This is a genomic window from Quadrisphaera sp. DSM 44207 (assembly GCF_900101335.1).
In the GTDB taxonomy this organism is placed as follows: Bacteria; Actinomycetota; Actinomycetes; order Actinomycetales; family Quadrisphaeraceae; genus DSM-44207.
The window spans coordinates 333,782-351,075 of sequence record NZ_FNKA01000001.1 but is presented as its reverse complement, the minus strand read 5'-3'; the positions used below and the strand labels follow the sequence as shown (position 1 = coordinate 351,075).

Sequence of the window (17,294 nt, the reverse complement as noted above, 5' to 3'; positions counted from 1 at the left end):
CCCGTCGGCCGAGCGCTCCCGGGCGCCCGCCGGTGGTCGGCGGGCGCCCGGGAGCGCGTCGGTGCCTCAGGGCTGGATCGGCAGGCCGTGCCCGGCCAGGAGCTTGGACCCGGCGAACGCCTTGGCGTCGTAGACGCTGGGTGAGCCCCAGATCGCGGCCAGCTGCACCCCGTCCTCGTAGTCCAGGCCGGAGGCGAGGTAGGCGTTGACCTGCTGCTCGGTGGTGAAGACCTCCGGGATGCCCGGCAGGCCGTACCCGGCGAGGAGCTTGGACCCGGCGAACGCCTTGGCGTCGTAGACGCTGGGTGAGCCCCAGACGGCGGCCAGCTTCAGCGCCTGGGCGTGGTCGCCGCCGACCGCGGAGAAGGCCGCGACCTCCTGGGCGGTGGTCCAGGTAGGAGGGAAGTCCCCGGGGCCGTAGGGCAGCGGCTGCCCGGCCAGCACCTCGGTGCCGGCGGCCACCTTGGCGTCGTAGACGCTGGGCGCGCCCCACAGGACGGCGAGGTTCACCGCGTCGGTGAAGGTGTACCCGACGTCGAAGAAGGCGGCCACGGCCTCCTCGACGGTCGGGGTCGCGGCGGCGGTCGCCGCAGCCGGTGCGGTGGCTGCGGCGCTGCCCGTGGCGGCGAAGGCGCTCTGGGCGCCCAGGGTCAGGCAGCTGGCGAGGGCTCCGACGGCCACCACCCCGCCGGCCAGGCGCCGCGGTAGCCGCGTGCCCGGCCCGCTCCTGCGGCGACCCGCGAGCCGGTCGGCGTCGGTCGTGGCGGTGCTGGTGCCGGTGGTGCCGGTGGTGCCGGTGGTGTCCTGGTTCACGGTCGACTCCTTCGATCGGTCCGGTCGGACGAGGGTTCAGACGAAGATCAGGGCGACGGCGGCGGTGAAGAGGAGGGAGAGGAGCATGCCGGCGATCGCCAGGCCGCGGCCGCCGGTGCCGTCGCGGCCGGTGTTGCGCAGGCCCAGGGCGCTGAAGACGATCCCCAGCGGCGGGAGGACGAAGGCGAACACCAGGCCGAGGACGGCCATCACGTCGGTGCTCCGGACGACCTCGGTGCGCTGCCCGGCGCTGGGCGCCGCGACGGGTCCGGGTGCGGGGGAGGCGTAGGGGGAGGCGGGCATCTGGGACACGGCGATCTCCTGCTCTCGGGTGGTGGGGGCATCGCGTCGGAGCAGGAGGGGGACGTCCTCGACGGCGGTGGCCACGGCGCGCCCCCGGCTCGGTTCCCACCTCGTGCTCACGGAACGAGCCTGTCCGGGGCGGGCGCGGCAGCCATCGGCTGTGGGTGTCGACCTGGTTCCGTCGGAAGTCGCAGCTGCGGGTCGGCTCCGTCAGACGCTGGGCGGAGGGGCAGCGGGCAGGTGGCGCTGCCCTCCTCCCGTGCAGGATCGGCAACGTCCTCGCGGTCCTGGCAAGGATCCTGGACGCCGCCGGCCACCTGCCCGTCGCCGTGTTCGCCGACGTCGTCGGTGCGCTGTCCGATCCCGACGCCGCGCTGCCCCTGACCCGTCCGGGCGCGGACCGGCTCGCCGGCGCCTTCGGGAGGCTCGGCATCGGCGACCGCACGACGGTCGTCCTCTACGACGCGACCACCGGGTCGTGGGCGGCGCGGGTGTGGTGGCTGCTGCGCGGTCTGGAGCACGACCGCGCCGCCGTGCTCGACGGCGGCCTGCGCGCGTGGACGGCGCAGGGCCGACCCCTCGAAGCCGGGTGCGCGGCCCCAGCGCCGGCCGCCTTCGTCGCCCCTGAGAGTCCGCGGGTGTGGGCCGACAGGGACGACGTGCTCGCCGTCGTGCGCGGGGAGCAGCCCGCCACCCTGCTCGACGCCATCTCCCGTCCGCCGCGGCGCTGGCGCTGGTCGCTCCGGGCCGCACGGACGTCGCCGTCTACGACGGGTCGCTGACCGAGTGGCTGAGCGACCCGCACGCACCGCTCGAGCCCCGACCTCCGGAGGCGCTCACGCCTCCGGAGGCCGGGGCTCGAGCGCGGGCGAGGACGCCGGGCCGGTGCGCCGAGGTCAGGGGACGGTCAGCGCCAGCACCACGACCAGGACGTACACGGCGGTGAAGAGGAGGGAGAAGACCATGCCGGCGATCGCGAGCCCGCGGCCGCCGGTGCCGTAGCGCCGGGTGTTGCGCAGGCCCAGGGCGCTGAAGACGATCCCCAGGGGCGAGAAGACGAAGGCGAACACCAGGCCGAGGACGGCCATCACGTCGGTGCTCGGGGGAACGGCGGGTGCGGTCACCGTGTGCAGGGGCTGCTGGGACATCGGGGTCTCCTGTGCTCGAGCGCGGGTGCGGAGCGGAACGGGGACGAGCCTGTCCGGCACCGGCGCGGCAGCCATCGGCGGAGCGTGTCGAGGTGGCTGCGACGAAAGTGGCAGCACCGCGGCGCGCATCTCGGGCGATCGACGGCAGCGCGATGCGCCCCGCGGTCCCTACGCTGACCCTCGTGGTCGCAGGTGCCCAACCGTCAGCCGGTGCGTCCGGTGCGCTGCCCGAGGCGGCGAGGCGGCGCTGGTGGCGCGACTGGGCGCGAGGGCGCGACTGGGCGCGGGTGCGCGACGTGGTCGTCATGGTCTGGTTCTTCCTCTGGGCGGCCTTCGACCTCCTGGGCTACGCCGTCGACGGCGACCCGGGTCCCAGCGCCTGGACCTGGGTCGAGGTCGCGCTGACGGTGGTGCTGGCCGCCGGGCTGTGGTGGCGCCGGCGCCACCCGTTCCTCCTGACGCTGCTGGCCTGCGTCGTCATGGCCCTGGGCGGCTCGTCGCTGCTGCTGTGCGTCACCCTGTTCACCCTGGCCATCCGGCACCGCGACCGGCTCCTGCTGCTGGCGGTCGCTGCGGCCCTGGCGGTCGTGGCGGTCGGCATCGTGACCGACCTGGCGACCGGCGGAGACCAGGGCATGACCATCCTCCAGCTCGTCTTCGGGGCCCTGGCCTTCATGGTTCTCGTGGTCGTCCTGCCGGTGGCCCTGGGGGCCTTCGTCGGCGCCCGCCGCGACCTGGTGCAGTCCCTGCGCGAGCGCGCCCAGAAGGCCGAGACCGAGCAGCGCCTGCGCGCCGAGCAGACGCGCCTGGCCGAGCGCACCCGCATCGCCCGCGAGATGCACGACGTGGTGGGCCACCGGATCTCGCTGGTGGCCCTGCACGCGGGCGGCCTGGAGGTCAACCCCGCCGCCGGCGCGCAGGACGTCGAGCGCTCCGCGGCGCTGATCCGCACCACCGCGCGCCAGGCCCTGGAGGACCTGCGCGCGGTCCTGGGCGTCCTGCGCACCGATCCCGTGGGCGCTGCGGAGACCGGCCTCGGCGCCGCGGGCGCGGACCTGCTGCCCTCGCCCGCCCTGGGCGACGTCGACCGGCTGGTGCGCGCCAGCGCCGACGCCGGCGTCCGGGTGCGCCTGGAGACGGACCTGCCGGACGGGCGCACCCCGCCGCTGCTGATCGGGCGCACCGCCTACCGGGTGGTGCAGGAGGGGCTGACGAACGTGCACAAGCACGCCGCCGGCGCCGCGGCCGTGGTGCGCCTGACGGGGGCTCCCGAGCACGGTCTGGTGGCCGAGGTGTGCAACGCCCGGCCGGTCGGGGCCCTCGGGAAGCCGCTGGTCCCCGGGTCCGGCCTGGGGCTGGTGGGCCTGCGGGAGCGGGTGGAGCTGGTCGGAGGGCACCTGCGGGCGGGGCGCCAGCCCGACGGCGGGTTCGCCGTCCGCGCCGAGCTGCCCTGGGCCCGGGAGCAGGAGGGGACGAGCGCGTGAGCGAGCAGGTGGAGGCGAGCGTGGAGGCGCAGGTGGCTGAGCAGCAGCCCGGTCAGCAGCCGGGTCAGGAGGGCGCCGCGCCCGTGCGGCTGCTGCTGGTGGACGACGACGCCCTGGTGCGCGCGGGCCTGCGGATGATCCTGGGCAGCGCCGCGGACCTGCACGTCGTCGGCGAGGCCGGCGACGGCGCCGACGCCGTCGACGCCGTCCTGCGCCACCGCCCCGACGTGGTCCTCATGGACGTGCGGATGCCGAGGATGGACGGCCTGGCGGCCACCGCGGCGCTGATGGCCCGCCCCGCCGCGCCCCGGGTGCTGGTCCTGACGACATTCGACCTCGACGAGCTCGTCTTCGGCGCCCTGCAGGCCGGCGCCAGCGGGTTCCTGCTCAAGGACACGCCCCCGCGGGACCTGGTGCAGGCGGTGCGCGTGGTGGCCGCGGGGGAGGCGATGCTCTCGCCCGCGGTGACCCGGCGCCTGATCAGCCGCTTCACGGCCTCCGAGGCCGACCCACGCCGCCAGGAGGCGCTGGAGCGGATCGCCGCGCTCACCGACCGGGAGCACGAGGTGCTCCTGGCCGTGGGGCGGGGCCTGTCCAACGCCGAGGCCGGTCGCGCGCTGCACATGAGCGAGGCCACGGTCAAGACGCACGTCTCCCACCTGCTGACCAAGCTGCAGGCCACCAACCGGGTCCAGGTGGCGATCTGCGCCCACGACGCCGGCCTGCTGTGAGCCGCGGCAGCGGGCGGTGAGGCCGCGGTCGGTGAGGCCGCGGTCGGTGAGGCCGCGGTCAGTGAGCGGGTCGGGCGCCCCGCGCCATGGCCTCGAGGACGACGCGACGGGGCAGGAGGCAGGAGGCGCCGGTCGCCAGGCGGTTGACCCGCCCTGAGACGACGGTGGTCGGTCGGCGGCGGGCGTCCAGGGCGCGCAGGGCGGTGGCCACGACCTGCTCGGGGGTCTGGAAGCGCAGTCCGGCCTCGCTGGTGCGCGAGGTGGCGAAGAACTCGCTGCGGGTGGCCCCCAGTGACAGCGCCAGGACCCGCACGGGCGCGTCGCGCAGCTCGTGGGCGAGCGCCTCGGTGAAGGAGAGGACGAAGGCCTTCGTGGCCGCGTGGACGGCCATCCCGGGCGCGGGCTGGTGGGCGGCCGCGCTGGCGACGCTGACCAGCGCGCCGTCGCCGCGGGCGAGCAGGTCGGGCAGGAACGCGTGGGTCAGGCTGGTCGGCGCAGGGAGGAGGGGACCAGCTGCGCGGTGAGCTGCTGGCCGCGGCCGTCGCCCTGGCCTCCAGCCCTCGACCGGTGGCCGTCCCCTCCCTGCGCGCGGTCGCGCGGGCCTGCGGGGTCTCCCCGACCGCGGTGTACCGCCACTTCCCGTCCCAGAGCGCCCTGACGCGGGCGGTGCTGGTCACCGAGCACGAGCGCTTCGAGCGGGCCGTCCTCGCCGGCGACGACCCCGACCAGCCGCCTGCGGCGCGGCTGCGCCGCCTGGCCTCCGCGTACGTGCAGTGGGGCCTGGCCAACCCCGGGCTGTACCAGCTGCTGTTCGAGAGCGCCGAGCAGCTGGCCCGGCCCGCTCCTGGGTCAGCGACCCCGCGGTCGAGGTCGACCACCTCCTGGCCAGCACCCGCTGACCGGCACCTGCTGACCGGCACCTGCCGAGCCCGGCGCGGCGGCGTGGTGGCGCAGCGGCGCTCACCGGGGGCGGCGGGCGTCCTCGAGGTGGCGCAGGACGGCGGCCACCCGCCGGTCCACGTCGTCGGTGGGGGGCAGGTCGAGCTTGGCGAAGATGCTGCGGATGTGCTTGTGCACGGCGCCGTCGGTGACGAACAGCCGCTCGGCGATCGCGGCGTTGCCCAACCCCTCGGCCATCAGGGCCAGCACCTCGCGCTCCCGGGGGCTCAGCCGGTCCAGCCCGGCGTCGGGGCGGGTGCGGGCGAACAGCTGCGCGACGACCTCGGGGTCGACGGCGGTGCCCCCCGCCACCACGCGGTGCAGCGCGTCGAGGAACTCCTGCACCCGCCCCACCCGCTCCTTGAGCAGGTAGCCCAGGCCGGCGGCGCCCGCGCCGAGCAGGTCGGTGGCGAACGCCTGCTCGACGTACGCGGAGAGCACGAGCACGGCCAGGCCCGGGTGGCGGCGGCGGGCCCCCACGGCGGCGCGGATGCCCTCGTCGGTGTGGGTCGGGGGCATCCGCACGTCGACGATCGCGACGTCGGGGGTGTGGGCGTCGACGGCGTCCAGCAGGCCGGAGGGGTCGCCGGCGGTGGCCACCACGTCCAGGCCCTCGGCGCGCAGCAGCAGGGCGAGGCCCTCGCGCAGCAGCGCGTCGTCCTCGGCGATCACGATCCGCACGGCAGCTCCACGGCCACGGTGGTGGGGCCCCCGGGCGGGGAGGTCACGGTCAGGACGCCGTCGAGCGCCTCGGCCCGGCGGCGCACGCCGGCCAGCCCGGACCCGCCGGCCGGGTCGGCGCCACCGCGCCCGTCGTCGACGACCTGCACCAGCAGGCGCTCACCGCGGCGGCGGACGGTGACGTCGACGCGCTGGGCCTGGGCGTGCTTGGCGGTGTTGGTCAGGGCCTCGGCCACCACGAAGTAGGCGGTCGCCTCCACCGAGGCCGCGCACCGCCCCTCGCCCACCCCGGCGTCGACCTCCAGGCGGCAGGGCACCGGGCACGTGGCGGCCAGGCCGTCGAGGGCACCGGCCAGGCCGCGGTCGGCCAGCACCGGAGGCAGGATGCTGCGCACGACCGCGCGCAGCTCGCCGAGCGCGTGCTCGGCGGCGCTCTGCGCGCGCTCGAGGAGCTCCTCGGCGGCGGCGGGATCGCGGGCCACCGCGCGGCGGGCGGCGCCGAGCAGCACGGTGGCGGCGACGAGGCGGTTCTGGGTGCCGTCGTGCAGCGACCGCTCGATGCGCCGCAGCTCGACGGCGTGGGCGTTCAGGGCCGCGGCCCGCGTGGCGGTCAGCTGCGCCACCCGCAGGGACAGGTCGGTCTCGCCGTCGGGCCCCAGCAGCCGCCGTCCGGGCCGCTCCTGCAGGCGCGCCAGGCCCGGTGCCAGCCCCACCATGGCGGCCACCCAACCCAGGCCCACCAGGAAGGACACGAGCGCGTCGACCCAGCTGTCGGCCATGCCCCCCAGCCCGATGGAGGTGGTGCTCGTCGTGTTCGGGGGCACCAGCCAGTACCACAGGGGGAAGCTGAGGTCGCGCACGGCGAAGAGCGGGAGCACCACCCCGGCCGCGCCGAGCAGCAGCCCCGCGGTGGCGTGGGTGCTCAGCCAGGCCAGCTCCCGGCGGGTGGTGCTGTCGGCGGCGGCCGCCCGCAGCGTCAGCGGCCTCCCGGTCGGGTCCGGGTCGAGCAGCTCCGGACCCCACCGGCTGAGCCGCTCCCGCTCCAGGTCGGCGACCCCGCGCACCGCGCCCAGCGCGCGCGGCACCGCGAGCAGCCCGACCCCGACCAGGCAGAGCGCAGCGGTGAGCACCACCCCGAGCAGGACGAGGAGCGCCACCAGCGCGGTGCCCATGCCGCCGGTGAGCTGGCGCACCGCGGCCGACGTGCCCTCGGCCACGCGCACCACGGTGCGCGTGGCCCCCGCCGCGCCGACGTGGCGGGTCGCGGGCGCCCGGCTCTGCTGGACCGACATCGCCACCTCCTCGCCGGCGACCCTAGGCCGCCGCGCCCGGCGGGTGCCAGCAGCCGCGCGCGCGAGCGCGGAGCGGCGCAGCCCGCTGCAGCGGGACGGACCAGCAGGACGGAGCAGGTCCTCAGGGCAGGGACCTGACCCGCTCGGCGGCGATGGTGACCACGGTGCGCACCTGGTCCCGGCCGCCGTACCAGGGGTAGGGCCCGCCGGTGTACTTGTGGGCGAGGGCCTCGATGTGCTCGGCGCCGCCGTCGGTGGTGGTGGCCACCACGCGCCCGCGCACGGAGTAGTAGCGCACGGGGGCGGCGGGGTCGAACACGGCCACGGCCACCCGCGGGTCGCGCTCGACGTTGCGCAGCTTCTGGAAGCCCGCGACGGTGTTGATCACGATGTGCTGCCCGTCGGTGTCGACCCAGGTCTGCGTCAGGTGGGGTGAGCCGTCCGGCATCAGCGTGCTCAAGTAGCAGGTGCTGGGGCGGCGCAGCAGCGCCAGGAGGTCCTCGGGCAGGTTCACGGTCGTCCTCGTCTCGGGGTCGGGCTGCACGGTGGCGCGCCGCACGCGTCGCGCCGCCCTGCGGGGTGGTCGGGGGTCGGCCTCAGGCGCGGTCGCGCCGCCGAAGCGCCGCGGAGAGCGCAGCGGCGGCGGCGCTCGTCCGGGTCGGTGTCCGCGCTCGCACGCCGCCCATGCTGGCCCGGCGCGCAGGAGGCGGCACCTCGGCCTCGGGACGCTCCGAGGGCTCCCGCAGCAGGACCGGCCGGACGCCGGTCCCGTCACGGGATCCTGACGACCGGCTCGTGGCCGAAGAGCTGCCGCAGGGTCATCCCGAGCGGCCGTTCGACGTGGACGTGCAGCAGGTGCCGCAGTCCGCTGGTGAGCGCGCTCTCGACCTCCGACTCGAGGACTCGCAGGCCCAGCGGCTCGACCACGAGCGACTCGTGGTGCTGCAGGCCTCCCGCCAGGAACCTCGACAGCGCGTCCGCCGCGCCAGCACCCCGCCCGGCCGCCCCGGACGCTCGAACCCCGTCCAGGAAGGCGAGCAGGGAGACGAACGCGCCGACGAGCGACCCGAGGGTGCGGTCCATCGCGATGAGGTCCACCCCTCCGATCGTCATCGCCGCCGAGAGCAGCTGCTCACCCCTCGCGGTGAGGTCCCACCTCACGACCTCGACGGCTCCGTCCGCAGTGATCCCGACGTCGCGCAGGGTGGCGACGGCCTCTCCCCCGTAGACGACCTGCACCGCTCCGCTGAGGTCGACGCCCTGGAAGCCCAGCCGCGGGGCCACCGCGCTCACGGTCGCGGCCGTCCCCGGCGTCGTGCCCACCGGTCCCAGCAGCGATGACAGGGTGAGCAGGTCGACGTCGAACCGCCCGGCCACCTGCAAGGACGTTCCCGCCTCCACGCGCAGGGCGCGGGCTGCTCCCTCCGGTCTGCGCACCGCGCGCAGCAGCGAGAAGGACAGCGACACCCGGCGGAGGCGGACCTGGCTGAGCAGGAGGCCGGACGACACCTCGGGAGCCGCCCAGCTGCTCAGCGCTGCTGCTGCCACCTCCGCGGCCGCCTGGCGCAGCACGTCCACGGCACCGCTCAGCTCCTGCAGCTTCGCCAGGGTCACCAGCGCGCTCGTGCGGGAGCGACCGGGATCTCGGACGAAGTGCTCCAGGACTGCTCGAGCGGTGGCCAGTGGATCCTGGTCCGTGAGGATCGAGTAGTCCCTGCGCCCCATCCGAGTGGCCTGCACGGCCGCCCTGAGCCTGTCAGCCATCTTCTCCACGACGGTGTCCGCGATCTCCTGCGCTCCCCGAGCCGCTGGTCCACCGGGCGACGTGTCGTCCCCCGCGGCGAGGAGCTGGACCGGGCAGCTGACCTGCTGCGTCGAGAAGTCGTACGACAGGACGTGGAAGCCGTACGTCGCCTGCAGGCGCCCACCGAGCCCGGCGGCGACCTTCAGCTGCGGTGAGAACCGCAGGCGGACCTCCCGCTGCCGGACCGAGAGCACGACGGAACCGCCAGGCGGATCCACGTAGGCGAAAGCGGCCACACGGACCTGGGTGACCAGACCAGCCAGCGGCCACCCTCCTGGCAGGCCGACGTCGACCGCCATCTCGACGAGGTCGAGGTCGCGCTGGCGGGCCGCCTGCGCGATGGGCAGCAGCGGGTGAGCCGCCCTCGCGTCCTGCGGGGGCCGCGCAGCGGCGACCGTCTGGGCGGTGGCGGCTGCGATGGAGGGTGGGCGGGTCATGAGTCGTCGGCGGGTGAGGAGGCCGGGCGCCCGAGGAGCTCGACGCCGATGGGGGTGGCGGGTCTGGACACCGGGTCCGAGGTGTCGCCGGTGTCGAGCCTGACCTGCCGGCGCTCCGCCTCCAGGCGGGTGGTGCTCGCCTCCTGCTCGGCCCTCTCCGCCTCCGCGGCCCGCACGCGCAGGTCGAGCGCACGGTGCTCCTGGACGAAGGCGTCTCCGCCCTCGCACGCACCGAGGAGGGGCTCGACCACGACGCCGGGCGTCGGTACGGCGATGGTCCGGGAGTACCGGGGATCGGCCGCGCTGGCACGGGTCAGGAGGTCCGCGCGAAGCGCTCCCACATCGATCTGGTCCCGCTCCTCGGCGACAGCAGGCAGGACGCGGCAGGCCGCGTACGACCCGCGGAACCCGGAGAAGCGGTGCTCGACGAGGTCGGAGACACCGGCGTCTCGCAGGTGCTCCTCGACGGTGGCGTGGGGCCAGCTGGACCAGATCGCCTGGTAGTAGAACATCAGGTGGTCACGGACGTGGTTGCGCAGCCGTCGCGCCTCGACCTCGGCCTCCACCGCCTCCGCCTGCGCGGCGTCGGCGAGCAGCTGCTGCTGGGCGAGCTCGGCGTAGGTGGGTGCGGCACCGGCGCTCCCCTGCGCGCCGGCGCCGGGCGCCGGGGGAGCTGCAGGAGGCAGCGCTTCCACCACGGGGGCGAGGAACGCCTCGTACTTGTTCTGCAGCGCGAGGATGCGCCTGCGCAGGCCCTCGTCGTCCGGAGCGGCGTCGATGCCCGCCAGCTCGAGCGAGAGGAGGATCGTCGCGACCACGGGGGAGGTGATGAAGGCGCCTGCGGTGATGGCCGCCACGACGGAGTCGACGGGAAGGAAGGCGTCGTCCGGTGGACCCAGCGCGGTGAAGAACTGGTCCAGCAGGGCGCCGAGCTCCGCCGGGTCCTCCTCGTCCTCGGCGCTGGCTGCCCCCCACTGCTCGTCGAGGACGCCCAGGGCGTCGCGCACGTCGTGGGCGAGTGCGTCCACGAGCGCCCAGTAGAGCCAGCTCCCGGGTCCGCCTCCACTCTCGGGTGACGCTCCGGTCAGCTTCGCGTACGTCTCCAGGACGCGGTCGACGGTCTTCTCGATGGGCTTCGGGTCAGGACCGGTGGGCTGCTCGCCGACCGTCGCTGCACCGTCGGAGTCCCGTCGCGCCGCGCGCCGGCGCCTGGACACCGCCTCGTGGACGGTCTCCTGCTTCACCGCGTCGAAGCCTGCACGCAGCGACTCGCACTCGACGAGCGGCTTCAGGACGCACTCGTGCTCGAGCAGCCACCTGTTGGTGACCTCCTCGACGGGCAGCGGGACGAACAGGTAGAGGTCCACCGAGCTGAGCCGCGTCGATATCTCGAGCTCCTCGAGGACCTCGTAGTACAGGTAGTTCAGCGTGTTGACCCTGTTGGGGTTCGCCGTGGTCTCTCTGGTCGTGGTCTCGGTGCCCTCCTCCACCTGCTCCGTGACGGTGCTGTTCCGCGCCATCTTGAGGGCTTCCGTCGTCTTGTACGTCGTGGAGTGCACGTACTCCCGCGCCGACTCCGAGGAGCGGTTGGCGCCGCTGCTGATGTCCCCCGATATGCCGAGGTTCCCGCCCACGCCGACGGGGATGGACCCGGTGACCGGTACGGACACCTGGTTGATCGTCGCGCTGGGGTTGAAGGACGCGCCGCTCTGGCGCGTGATGGCCTTCTTCGTCGAGAGCGACCACTTCTCCTCGTCGCTGAGCTCGCTCGTCGACGCCCGCTCCAGCGACTGGGTCACGGTCGAGGTCGCGGTGCGGCGGACCCACGACCGGACCGAGACCTCCTTGGCGCCGGGGTGGAGCGTCAGGGGCACGCTGCCGATGAGGCGGCCGCGCCTGCACCCGAGGGACGTCCAGGTCTGCGAGAACTCCAGCCCCACGGCCCAGTAGGGGTTGTCCATCGGGCACCCGTTCACGAACCACGGCGTGCCCAGCACCGAGCGGCCGGCTCGGAGCAGGTCGCGGAACTCGTCCGCCGTACCGGCGGGCCGTCCGCGCAGCTTCTCCCTGGCGCCCGCCACGTGCCCGGCGACGGCCTCCTGGCCCAGCTTCGACCCCTTCATCCGCCTGCCCGGGTGGATGGCGTAGCGACGCGGGTCCCAGTCGTACACCAGAGGGGTGTACTGGATGAAGTACGTGGTGTCGTAGTCGCGAGCCACCGGCAGCAGCTCGCACTCAGCGGTTCCGGGGGCGTGGTCGTCCACGGCTGTGACCTCCTTTCCCGTTCCAGTCCTCTCCACGAGCCGGTGTGCCGCTCTGCTGGGGGCGGCCCTGCCTCGAAGGGAACCGCTGGGGCTGGGGGGAGGTCAACGCCGGGTGCGGCACGCGTCGCAGGTGTGACACCCCCGAGGGGGGGTCAGATCTGCAGCCTCCGCTCCTCCCCGGTGGCCCACTCCAGCAGGATGATGCTGGCGTCGTCCTGGAGCTGGTCGCCCTGGTGGGCCAGGATCCGGCGCATCAGCTGGCGGATGGTCTCCGGCGCGCGGTCCCCCGCGGCGGCGGCGCGCAGGACGAACGCGGCGAGCCGCTCCTCGCCGAAGAACAGCCCGTCGGGGGAGCGGGCCTCGACGATCCCGTCGGTGTGCAGCAGCACGCGGTCGCCCGGCTCCAGCCGGGCCTCGCAGCAGCTCGCCTTGGCCTCCTGCAGGCCCAGGGGCAGCTCGGGCGAGCACTCGGACAGCGCCGTCAGGGCACCGGCGCGCAGCAGCAGCGGCGGGGGGTGGCCGGCGTTGATCCACCGCAGCCGACCCGTGGCCAGGTCCAGGCGGGCGATCACGGCGGTGGCGAAGCGCTCGGGACCGAACTGCTCGGCGATCACCCGGTCCATCGCCGCGGCGATGTCGGGCAGATCCAGCACCTGGCGCCGGGCGTGGCGGTAGGCGCTGACCGCGACGCTGGCCAGCACCGCGGCGGGCAGGCCGTGGCCGATGGCGTCCAGCACGAGCAGGTCGGCGGTGTCCCCGCTGACGGCGTAGTCGAAGGTGTCCCCGCCGATGTCGTAGGCCGGCTCCAGCGCCCCGGTGATCACGACCCGGTCGGTGGCGAAGCTCAACGGGGGCAGCAGCTCCCACTGCATCTCCGCGGCCAGGCTCATCGTCCGGCGTCGCCGCACCCGGGAGAAGGCGTCGCTGTAGGCGTCGTTGACCACGACCAGCTCGGCGACCAGGGTGGCGTAGGCGCGGGCCTCCTCCTCCAGCTCGGCGGTGACCTGGTCGAGGACGACCTCGAGCACGCCGAGGCGCTCGACGCCGTCCAGCAGCGGCAGCCACAGCCGCTGCCCGCCCCGGCGGCCCGCGCTCGTGCGGGCCTGGACCCGCCGGTAGACCAGCCCGGCGATGGTGCCGCCGATGGACAGCTCCTGGCGGGGCGGCACCCCCTCGCCCTGCAGCGGCACCAGCACCGACTGCTCGTAGTCCACGAGGTAGACCACCACCTCCCGGGCGCCGAAGCCCGCGGCCTGCTCGGCCACCGCGCGGGGCAGCTGGTCGGCGGACAGCAGGTGGGAGGCCTGCAGCAGGGAGCGCAGGGGGTCTGGGCGTGCCGCGGGGGCAGGGCCGTCGATCACGGTCACACCCTGCCGCACGCGCTCGGCGCGCGAGGACCCGCACGCCTTCCGAACCGGCCCGCGGCGTGGTCCCGCGGCGGTGGTGAGCTCACCGTCACGCCCGTGCAGGGCGTCGGGGAAGGGGACGCCTTCAGCGCCGTCGTCACCTACGACGGCGTTCCGCGCCAGGTCGAGGACGCCGTCGACGACGTGCCCTTCGCCATCGACGACGGGGCCCTTGGTCGGTGACCGTCGGGAACCCCGGCCCTGATCGCCTGTTCGACGAGGCCGTGCACGACCGCGGGTGGCCACCCTGCACGGGCTGCGCCTCGAGATCGGCGACGAGCCCGCGGGGCTGCCCGAGGCCGCCGTCGAGGGGTGAGGGCAGCGGGGAGGTCGTCCGCCGGCGGCTCCCTACCGCCGGCGCGGCCTGCCTCTGCGCTGCCCGTCCGCTCCAGCATCGTCGGCGCCCGGGTCCGCAGCCGGCCGGGCCTTCGGGCGCGCCACCAGGTAGGCGCGCCCGTCCGGACCGCGGTGCATCTCGTAGTCGCCCCCGGCGCCCTCCAGGCGGTCCGTCGAGCGTCGTCGCGGGCCCTCGGCCCCGCCGAGCTGCGACGGGCCGTAGAACGCCTTCAGCTCGTCCTCCAGCCGGGCCAACCAGGACCGCTTGCCGGGCTTCGCCATCTGCCGACCCTCGTCTCCGTGATCCTCGACGTCCCCGGGGCCACCCCGCCCGAGCGGTGCGGTGGCCGACGCACCAGTGACGCGGTCCGGGAGCCGCTCCTGCCCCGGGTGCCGCCGCGCCTGGGCCCCTCGCCGGAGCTCCAGGCGCGGCGGTGGACGTCCGACCGGTCCGCTACTGGCCGATCTTCTGGTCGGCGGCCTGCTCGGCCTTGTCGATCTGCGCAGCGCCCTTGCCGCCCGACTTCTGCTCGGCGGCGTCACCGGCCTTCTGGATGCCCGCGTCGCTGGCCTTCTCCTTCATGTCGTCCAGACCCATGTCGCTCCTCCTGTGTCGGTGGGGCAGGGGATCCCGCCCCACCGCCAGTGTTCAACCGCCGCGCCGCGGTCGCGATCCGGCGGACCGGACCCGTGCTCGAGCCGACGGCCACTCGGACGCGGTCGAGTGGGTCGAAGCGTGCTCGCGGACGTGGCCGCGCGGCGGTGCTCGAGTCCGGGACCAGGCGGCGCGCGAGGTCGAGGGGTTCGACGTCACGTGGTCGAGCGGGAGGCACGAACCGTCGTACGGCTCCAGCAGGGGAGCGTCTCCGAGCCGTCCGCTGACGGAGGACGAGATGAGGGCGGCGATCAGCGCTCCCCTCGCCGACATCGACCCCGACACCGGGTACCTGGACCGAGAGCGTCCCTCGAGCTCCTCAGAGCCGCGGCGACAGCCGGCTCGATGAGCGCGGCGGGGACACCTCGGCTGAGCGCGTCGGTCGGTCCCGTCGTCAGCTCCTCGCCGTTCGCGTCAGGGTCCCGGTGGCCGCGAAGCGGTCCAGGACCGAGGGCGGAAGGACCGAGGGCAGAAGAGCTGACCGCCGAGTCTCCAGCGGTTCCGGTTCCGCGCTTCAGTCGACGGAGGCGAGGATCCGCCTGCCGCTGAGACGGCGGTGTGCGAGGGCTGCGACGGCGAGGCCGGCGGGGGCGAGCAGGTACCAGCCGCTGAGGGCGGCCAGGAGCAGGATCGGGGGCAGGGACACCGCTGCGGCCCACCAGCCGGCCGTCCTGCCGGGCAGCAGGCGTAGGGCGGCGATGAGCCCGGCGCCGTAGACCGCGACCTGGGAGGCGGCGGTGAGCAGCACCAGGTGCTCGGTCGACCACCCGAGGACCGCGACGGCGGCCAGGCTGGCCAGCGCCTGCACCGCGACGACGGCGAGGCTGCGGCGGGGGACGGCGCCCGGTGTCGAGGCCAGCCAGCGGGGTGCCTGCCCGGTGCGCCCCATCTCCGCGCCGAGCTCGGCCAGGCCGGCCACGTAGGTGTTCGTGCTGCCCAGGGTGACGGCCACCGCCAGGACGGCCGCGGCGGTCCCGGCCGCCCCGCCGATGACCGTGCTGAGCAGCTGGGTCACCGGTGCGCCCCCGCCGGCGTCGATGCCGGGCACGGTGAGCAGCGCGAGGGTGGTGCCGCCGGACAGGACCGCGACGACGACCAGGGTCACCGCCGTGGCGCGGGGCACGTCGCGCCGGGCGTCGCAGAAGCGGCCCGTGAGGTGGGTGGCGGCCTCCCATCCGGTGAGCAACCAGACCAGGACCAGGGCAGCGGGCGCCACCGCGCCCCAGCCGTTCGGTGCGACCGGGGTCAGCCGCTCGAGCTGGAGGGCGGGGGCGACCAGCGTCAGGACCACCAGCAGCCCTCCGACCAGCAGCGCCGTGAGGGCCACCTGCATCCCGCCGGAGACCTGCACGCCCCGCGCGGTGGCCGCGGCTGCGACGGCGAGGACCAGCAGCGCGGTGCCCAGCCGGGTCGCAGTCCCGCCACCGACGGCGGCCTGGACGTAGTCCCCGGCGAAGAGCCCCATCGCGGGGACCCCGAGCGGCACGCCGAGGTAGAACCACCAGGCGGTGACGGTGCCGGCGGCCGGGCCCAGGGCGCGGACGACGAAGCTGGAGACCCCGCCGGCGGCGGGGAAGCGCGAGCCCAGCGCTGCGAACGTGACGGCCAGCGGCACCGAGAGGGCGACGAGCACTGCGACGGCGACCAGGGCGGCCGGGCCGGCGTCCTCGACCGCCAGGGCGGGCAGCACCAGGACCCCGGTGCCGACCACCCCGGCGATCGTCAGCGCCGTACCGGTCACCGGCCCCAGCCCCCGCTCGGCGGAGCGGGGGCTGTCGGTGTCCGGGGTCGTCGTCACCGGACAAGCGTTCCCGAGCCGGGTGCCGCCGAACAGCGGCCAGGCAGCCACCTCTCGGCAGGATCGAGCCACTAGCGTGGCGGGATGCGTCCCCACGTCGTCGCGGTGCCCGTCCTGGACGGGATGCCGCTGTTCGACATCGGGGTCGCCGGAGAGGTCTTCGGAATGCCGCGCCCGGACCTGCTGCCCCGGCCGTACGAGGTGCGGGTCTGCGGCACCGGCGAGGCGCCCGTGCGTCTGCAGGGTGCGCCGATGGTCCTGAGGGTCGACGCCCGCCTGGACGTGCTGCGCAGCGCGGACACCGTGGTGGTGCCGGCCCTGGCGTCCTTCGACGCGGAGGTGCCGGGCGAGCTCCTCGACGCCCTGCAGGAGGCGCACCGGCGGGGCGCCCGGATCGCCAGCGTCTGCACCGGCGCCTTCGCCCTGGCCGCGGCCGGGCTGCTCGACGGGCGCCGGGCCACCACGCACTGGATGCACGCAGCCGCCTTGGCCGGGCGGTTCCCCGCCGTCCACGTCGACCCGCACGTGCTCTACGAGGTGGACGGCCGGGTCGCGACGTCGGCTGGCACCGCGGCGGGGATCGACCTCTGCCTGGAGCTCGTGCGCCGGGACCACGGGACGGCGATCGCGGCCGAGGTGGCCCGGCGGCTCGTCGTGCCCCCGCACCGGCAGGGCGGCCAGGCCCAGTACGTCTCGACCCCGCTGCCGACGGTCCCCGACTCGGCGCTGGCGCCCCTGCTGGACTGGGCGCGGTCCCGCCTGGACCAGCAGCTCACCCTGGGGCTGCTCGCTCGCCGGGCCGACACCACCACCCGCACGCTCACCCGCCGGTTCACCGCCGAGCTGGGGCTCCCGCCGCTGCAGTGGCTCACCGCCGAGCGGGTCCGCCGGGCCCGCCAGCTCCTGGAGGACACCGGTCTGCCGATCGAGCAGGTCGCCCAGCAGAGCGGCCTGGGGACGGCGGCCAACCTGCGACTGCACTTCAGCCGCCAGACCGGGACGACGCCCACCGCCTACCGGGCGGCCTTCACCCGGCGGACGGCGACGGGCTGAACCCACTGCGTCACGCAGCTCGTCGCGGGCGAGGTGTCGAGCGGGAGGTCTCCCTCGCTTCCCGTCGATGACGACTCCGCCGGACGTGGCGCGCGCTTCGCTGTCGCGGCTCGCCCGGCGCACCGCTGCTGGAGGTGGTGGTCGAGGTCC

Annotated in this window: 18 protein-coding genes and 1 pseudogene; 6 read left to right on the top strand and 13 right to left on the bottom strand. The window is 75.4% G+C overall.

Going from position 1 to position 17,294, the window contains the following annotated elements; genetic code table 11:
* Positions 1-66: 66 nt before the first annotated feature.
* Positions 67-813, bottom strand: coding sequence for a hypothetical protein (locus tag BLS82_RS01590; RefSeq protein ID WP_092861005.1), 747 nt, complete (start codon positions 811-813; stop codon positions 67-69).
* A 36-nt stretch (positions 814-849) separates the two neighbouring features.
* Entirely contained in the window at positions 850-1,125 is a 276-nt protein-coding gene (locus BLS82_RS15945; protein WP_218123438.1) for a DUF4190 domain-containing protein, read from the bottom strand.
* Here BLS82_RS15945 and BLS82_RS15940 point away from each other — a divergent pair.
* The gene (locus tag BLS82_RS15940; protein WP_369811010.1) at positions 1,086-1,898 is read left to right on the top strand and encodes a sulfurtransferase; all 813 of its coding nucleotides are present in this window, start codon (positions 1,086-1,088) and stop codon (positions 1,896-1,898) included. The genes BLS82_RS15945 and BLS82_RS15940 overlap by 40 nt on opposite strands.
* 114 nt (positions 1,899-2,012) lie before the next feature.
* Here the strand turns inward: BLS82_RS15940 and BLS82_RS01575 are convergent, their stop codons facing one another.
* On the bottom strand, positions 2,013-2,264 hold the full coding sequence (locus tag BLS82_RS01575) for a DUF4190 domain-containing protein (protein ID WP_176818871.1): 252 nt from the start codon (positions 2,262-2,264) through the stop codon (positions 2,013-2,015).
* A 182-nt stretch (positions 2,265-2,446) separates the two neighbouring features.
* Between BLS82_RS01575 and BLS82_RS01570 the strand changes: the two genes are divergently transcribed.
* Both BLS82_RS01570 and BLS82_RS01565 read left to right on the top strand, forming a co-directional pair.
* Positions 2,447-3,748: a sensor histidine kinase gene (locus BLS82_RS01570; RefSeq protein ID WP_176818870.1), complete on the top strand. Its 1,302-nt coding sequence runs from the start codon at positions 2,447-2,449 to the stop codon at positions 3,746-3,748.
* An 83-nt stretch (positions 3,749-3,831) separates the two neighbouring features.
* Positions 3,832-4,479 (top strand): response regulator, encoded by a 648-nt coding sequence (locus BLS82_RS01565; RefSeq protein WP_304442001.1) that lies wholly within the window; start codon positions 3,832-3,834, stop codon positions 4,477-4,479.
* Between the two features lie 58 nt (positions 4,480-4,537).
* Here BLS82_RS01565 and BLS82_RS01560 read toward each other — a convergent pair whose 3' ends face one another.
* Positions 4,538-4,963: an SDR family NAD(P)-dependent oxidoreductase gene (locus tag BLS82_RS01560; protein ID WP_092860995.1), complete on the bottom strand. Its 426-nt coding sequence runs from the start codon at positions 4,961-4,963 to the stop codon at positions 4,538-4,540.
* An 83-nt stretch (positions 4,964-5,046) separates the two neighbouring features.
* Between BLS82_RS01560 and BLS82_RS16670 the strand changes: the two are divergent.
* Positions 5,047-5,136, top strand: a pseudogene (locus BLS82_RS16670) (TetR family transcriptional regulator); the annotation flags it as partial.
* Positions 5,137-5,439: 303 nt separating this feature from the next.
* Here BLS82_RS16670 and BLS82_RS01550 read toward each other — a convergent pair.
* The 6 genes from BLS82_RS01550 to BLS82_RS01525 form a co-directional block, all read right to left on the bottom strand.
* Entirely contained in the window at positions 5,440-6,099 is a 660-nt protein-coding gene (locus tag BLS82_RS01550; protein ID WP_092860993.1) for a response regulator transcription factor, read from the bottom strand.
* Positions 6,087-7,391 (bottom strand): sensor histidine kinase, encoded by a 1,305-nt coding sequence (locus BLS82_RS01545; protein WP_092860991.1) that lies wholly within the window; start codon positions 7,389-7,391, stop codon positions 6,087-6,089. The genes BLS82_RS01550 and BLS82_RS01545 overlap by 13 nt, the downstream gene beginning before the upstream one ends.
* 121 nt (positions 7,392-7,512) lie before the next feature.
* Complete coding sequence (locus BLS82_RS01540; RefSeq protein WP_092862524.1) at positions 7,513-7,905, bottom strand: PPOX class F420-dependent oxidoreductase; 393 nt, start codon at positions 7,903-7,905, stop codon at positions 7,513-7,515.
* Between the two features lie 257 nt (positions 7,906-8,162).
* Positions 8,163-9,632, bottom strand: a complete 1,470-nt coding sequence (locus BLS82_RS01535; RefSeq protein ID WP_092860989.1) for a hypothetical protein — start codon at positions 9,630-9,632, stop codon at positions 8,163-8,165.
* Positions 9,629-11,896 carry a hypothetical protein gene (locus tag BLS82_RS01530; RefSeq protein WP_092860987.1) on the bottom strand — a complete coding sequence of 756 codons (2,268 nt, stop codon included), beginning with the start codon at positions 11,894-11,896 and terminating at the stop codon, positions 9,629-9,631. The genes BLS82_RS01535 and BLS82_RS01530 overlap by 4 nt, the downstream gene beginning before the upstream one ends.
* A gap of 152 nt (positions 11,897-12,048) precedes the next feature.
* Positions 12,049-13,257: a PP2C family protein-serine/threonine phosphatase gene (locus BLS82_RS01525; protein ID WP_218123436.1), complete on the bottom strand. Its 1,209-nt coding sequence runs from the start codon at positions 13,255-13,257 to the stop codon at positions 12,049-12,051.
* Positions 13,258-13,359: 102 nt separating this feature from the next.
* Here BLS82_RS01525 and BLS82_RS16210 point away from each other — a divergent pair, with 102 nt between their 5' ends.
* On the top strand, positions 13,360-13,485 hold the full coding sequence (locus tag BLS82_RS16210) for a hypothetical protein (RefSeq protein ID WP_255378045.1): 126 nt from the start codon (positions 13,360-13,362) through the stop codon (positions 13,483-13,485).
* Between the two features lie 165 nt (positions 13,486-13,650).
* Here BLS82_RS16210 and BLS82_RS01520 read toward each other — a convergent pair whose 3' ends face one another.
* The 3 genes from BLS82_RS01520 to BLS82_RS01515 form a co-directional block, all read right to left on the bottom strand.
* Complete coding sequence (locus BLS82_RS01520) at positions 13,651-13,920, bottom strand: hypothetical protein (protein ID WP_092860985.1); 270 nt, start codon at positions 13,918-13,920, stop codon at positions 13,651-13,653.
* A gap of 172 nt (positions 13,921-14,092) precedes the next feature.
* Positions 14,093-14,236 carry an Rv0909 family putative TA system antitoxin gene (locus tag BLS82_RS15145; RefSeq protein WP_143028702.1) on the bottom strand — a complete coding sequence of 48 codons (144 nt, stop codon included), beginning with the start codon at positions 14,234-14,236 and terminating at the stop codon, positions 14,093-14,095.
* A 571-nt stretch (positions 14,237-14,807) separates the two neighbouring features.
* Positions 14,808-16,091 (bottom strand): APC family permease, encoded by a 1,284-nt coding sequence (locus tag BLS82_RS01515; protein ID WP_092860983.1) that lies wholly within the window; start codon positions 16,089-16,091, stop codon positions 14,808-14,810.
* An 84-nt stretch (positions 16,092-16,175) separates the two neighbouring features.
* On the opposite strand from BLS82_RS01515, the gene BLS82_RS01510 reads away from it, so the two are divergent.
* Entirely contained in the window at positions 16,176-17,144 is a 969-nt protein-coding gene (locus BLS82_RS01510; RefSeq protein ID WP_092860981.1) for a helix-turn-helix domain-containing protein, read from the top strand.
* The last annotated feature ends 150 nt before the right edge of the window (positions 17,145-17,294 follow it).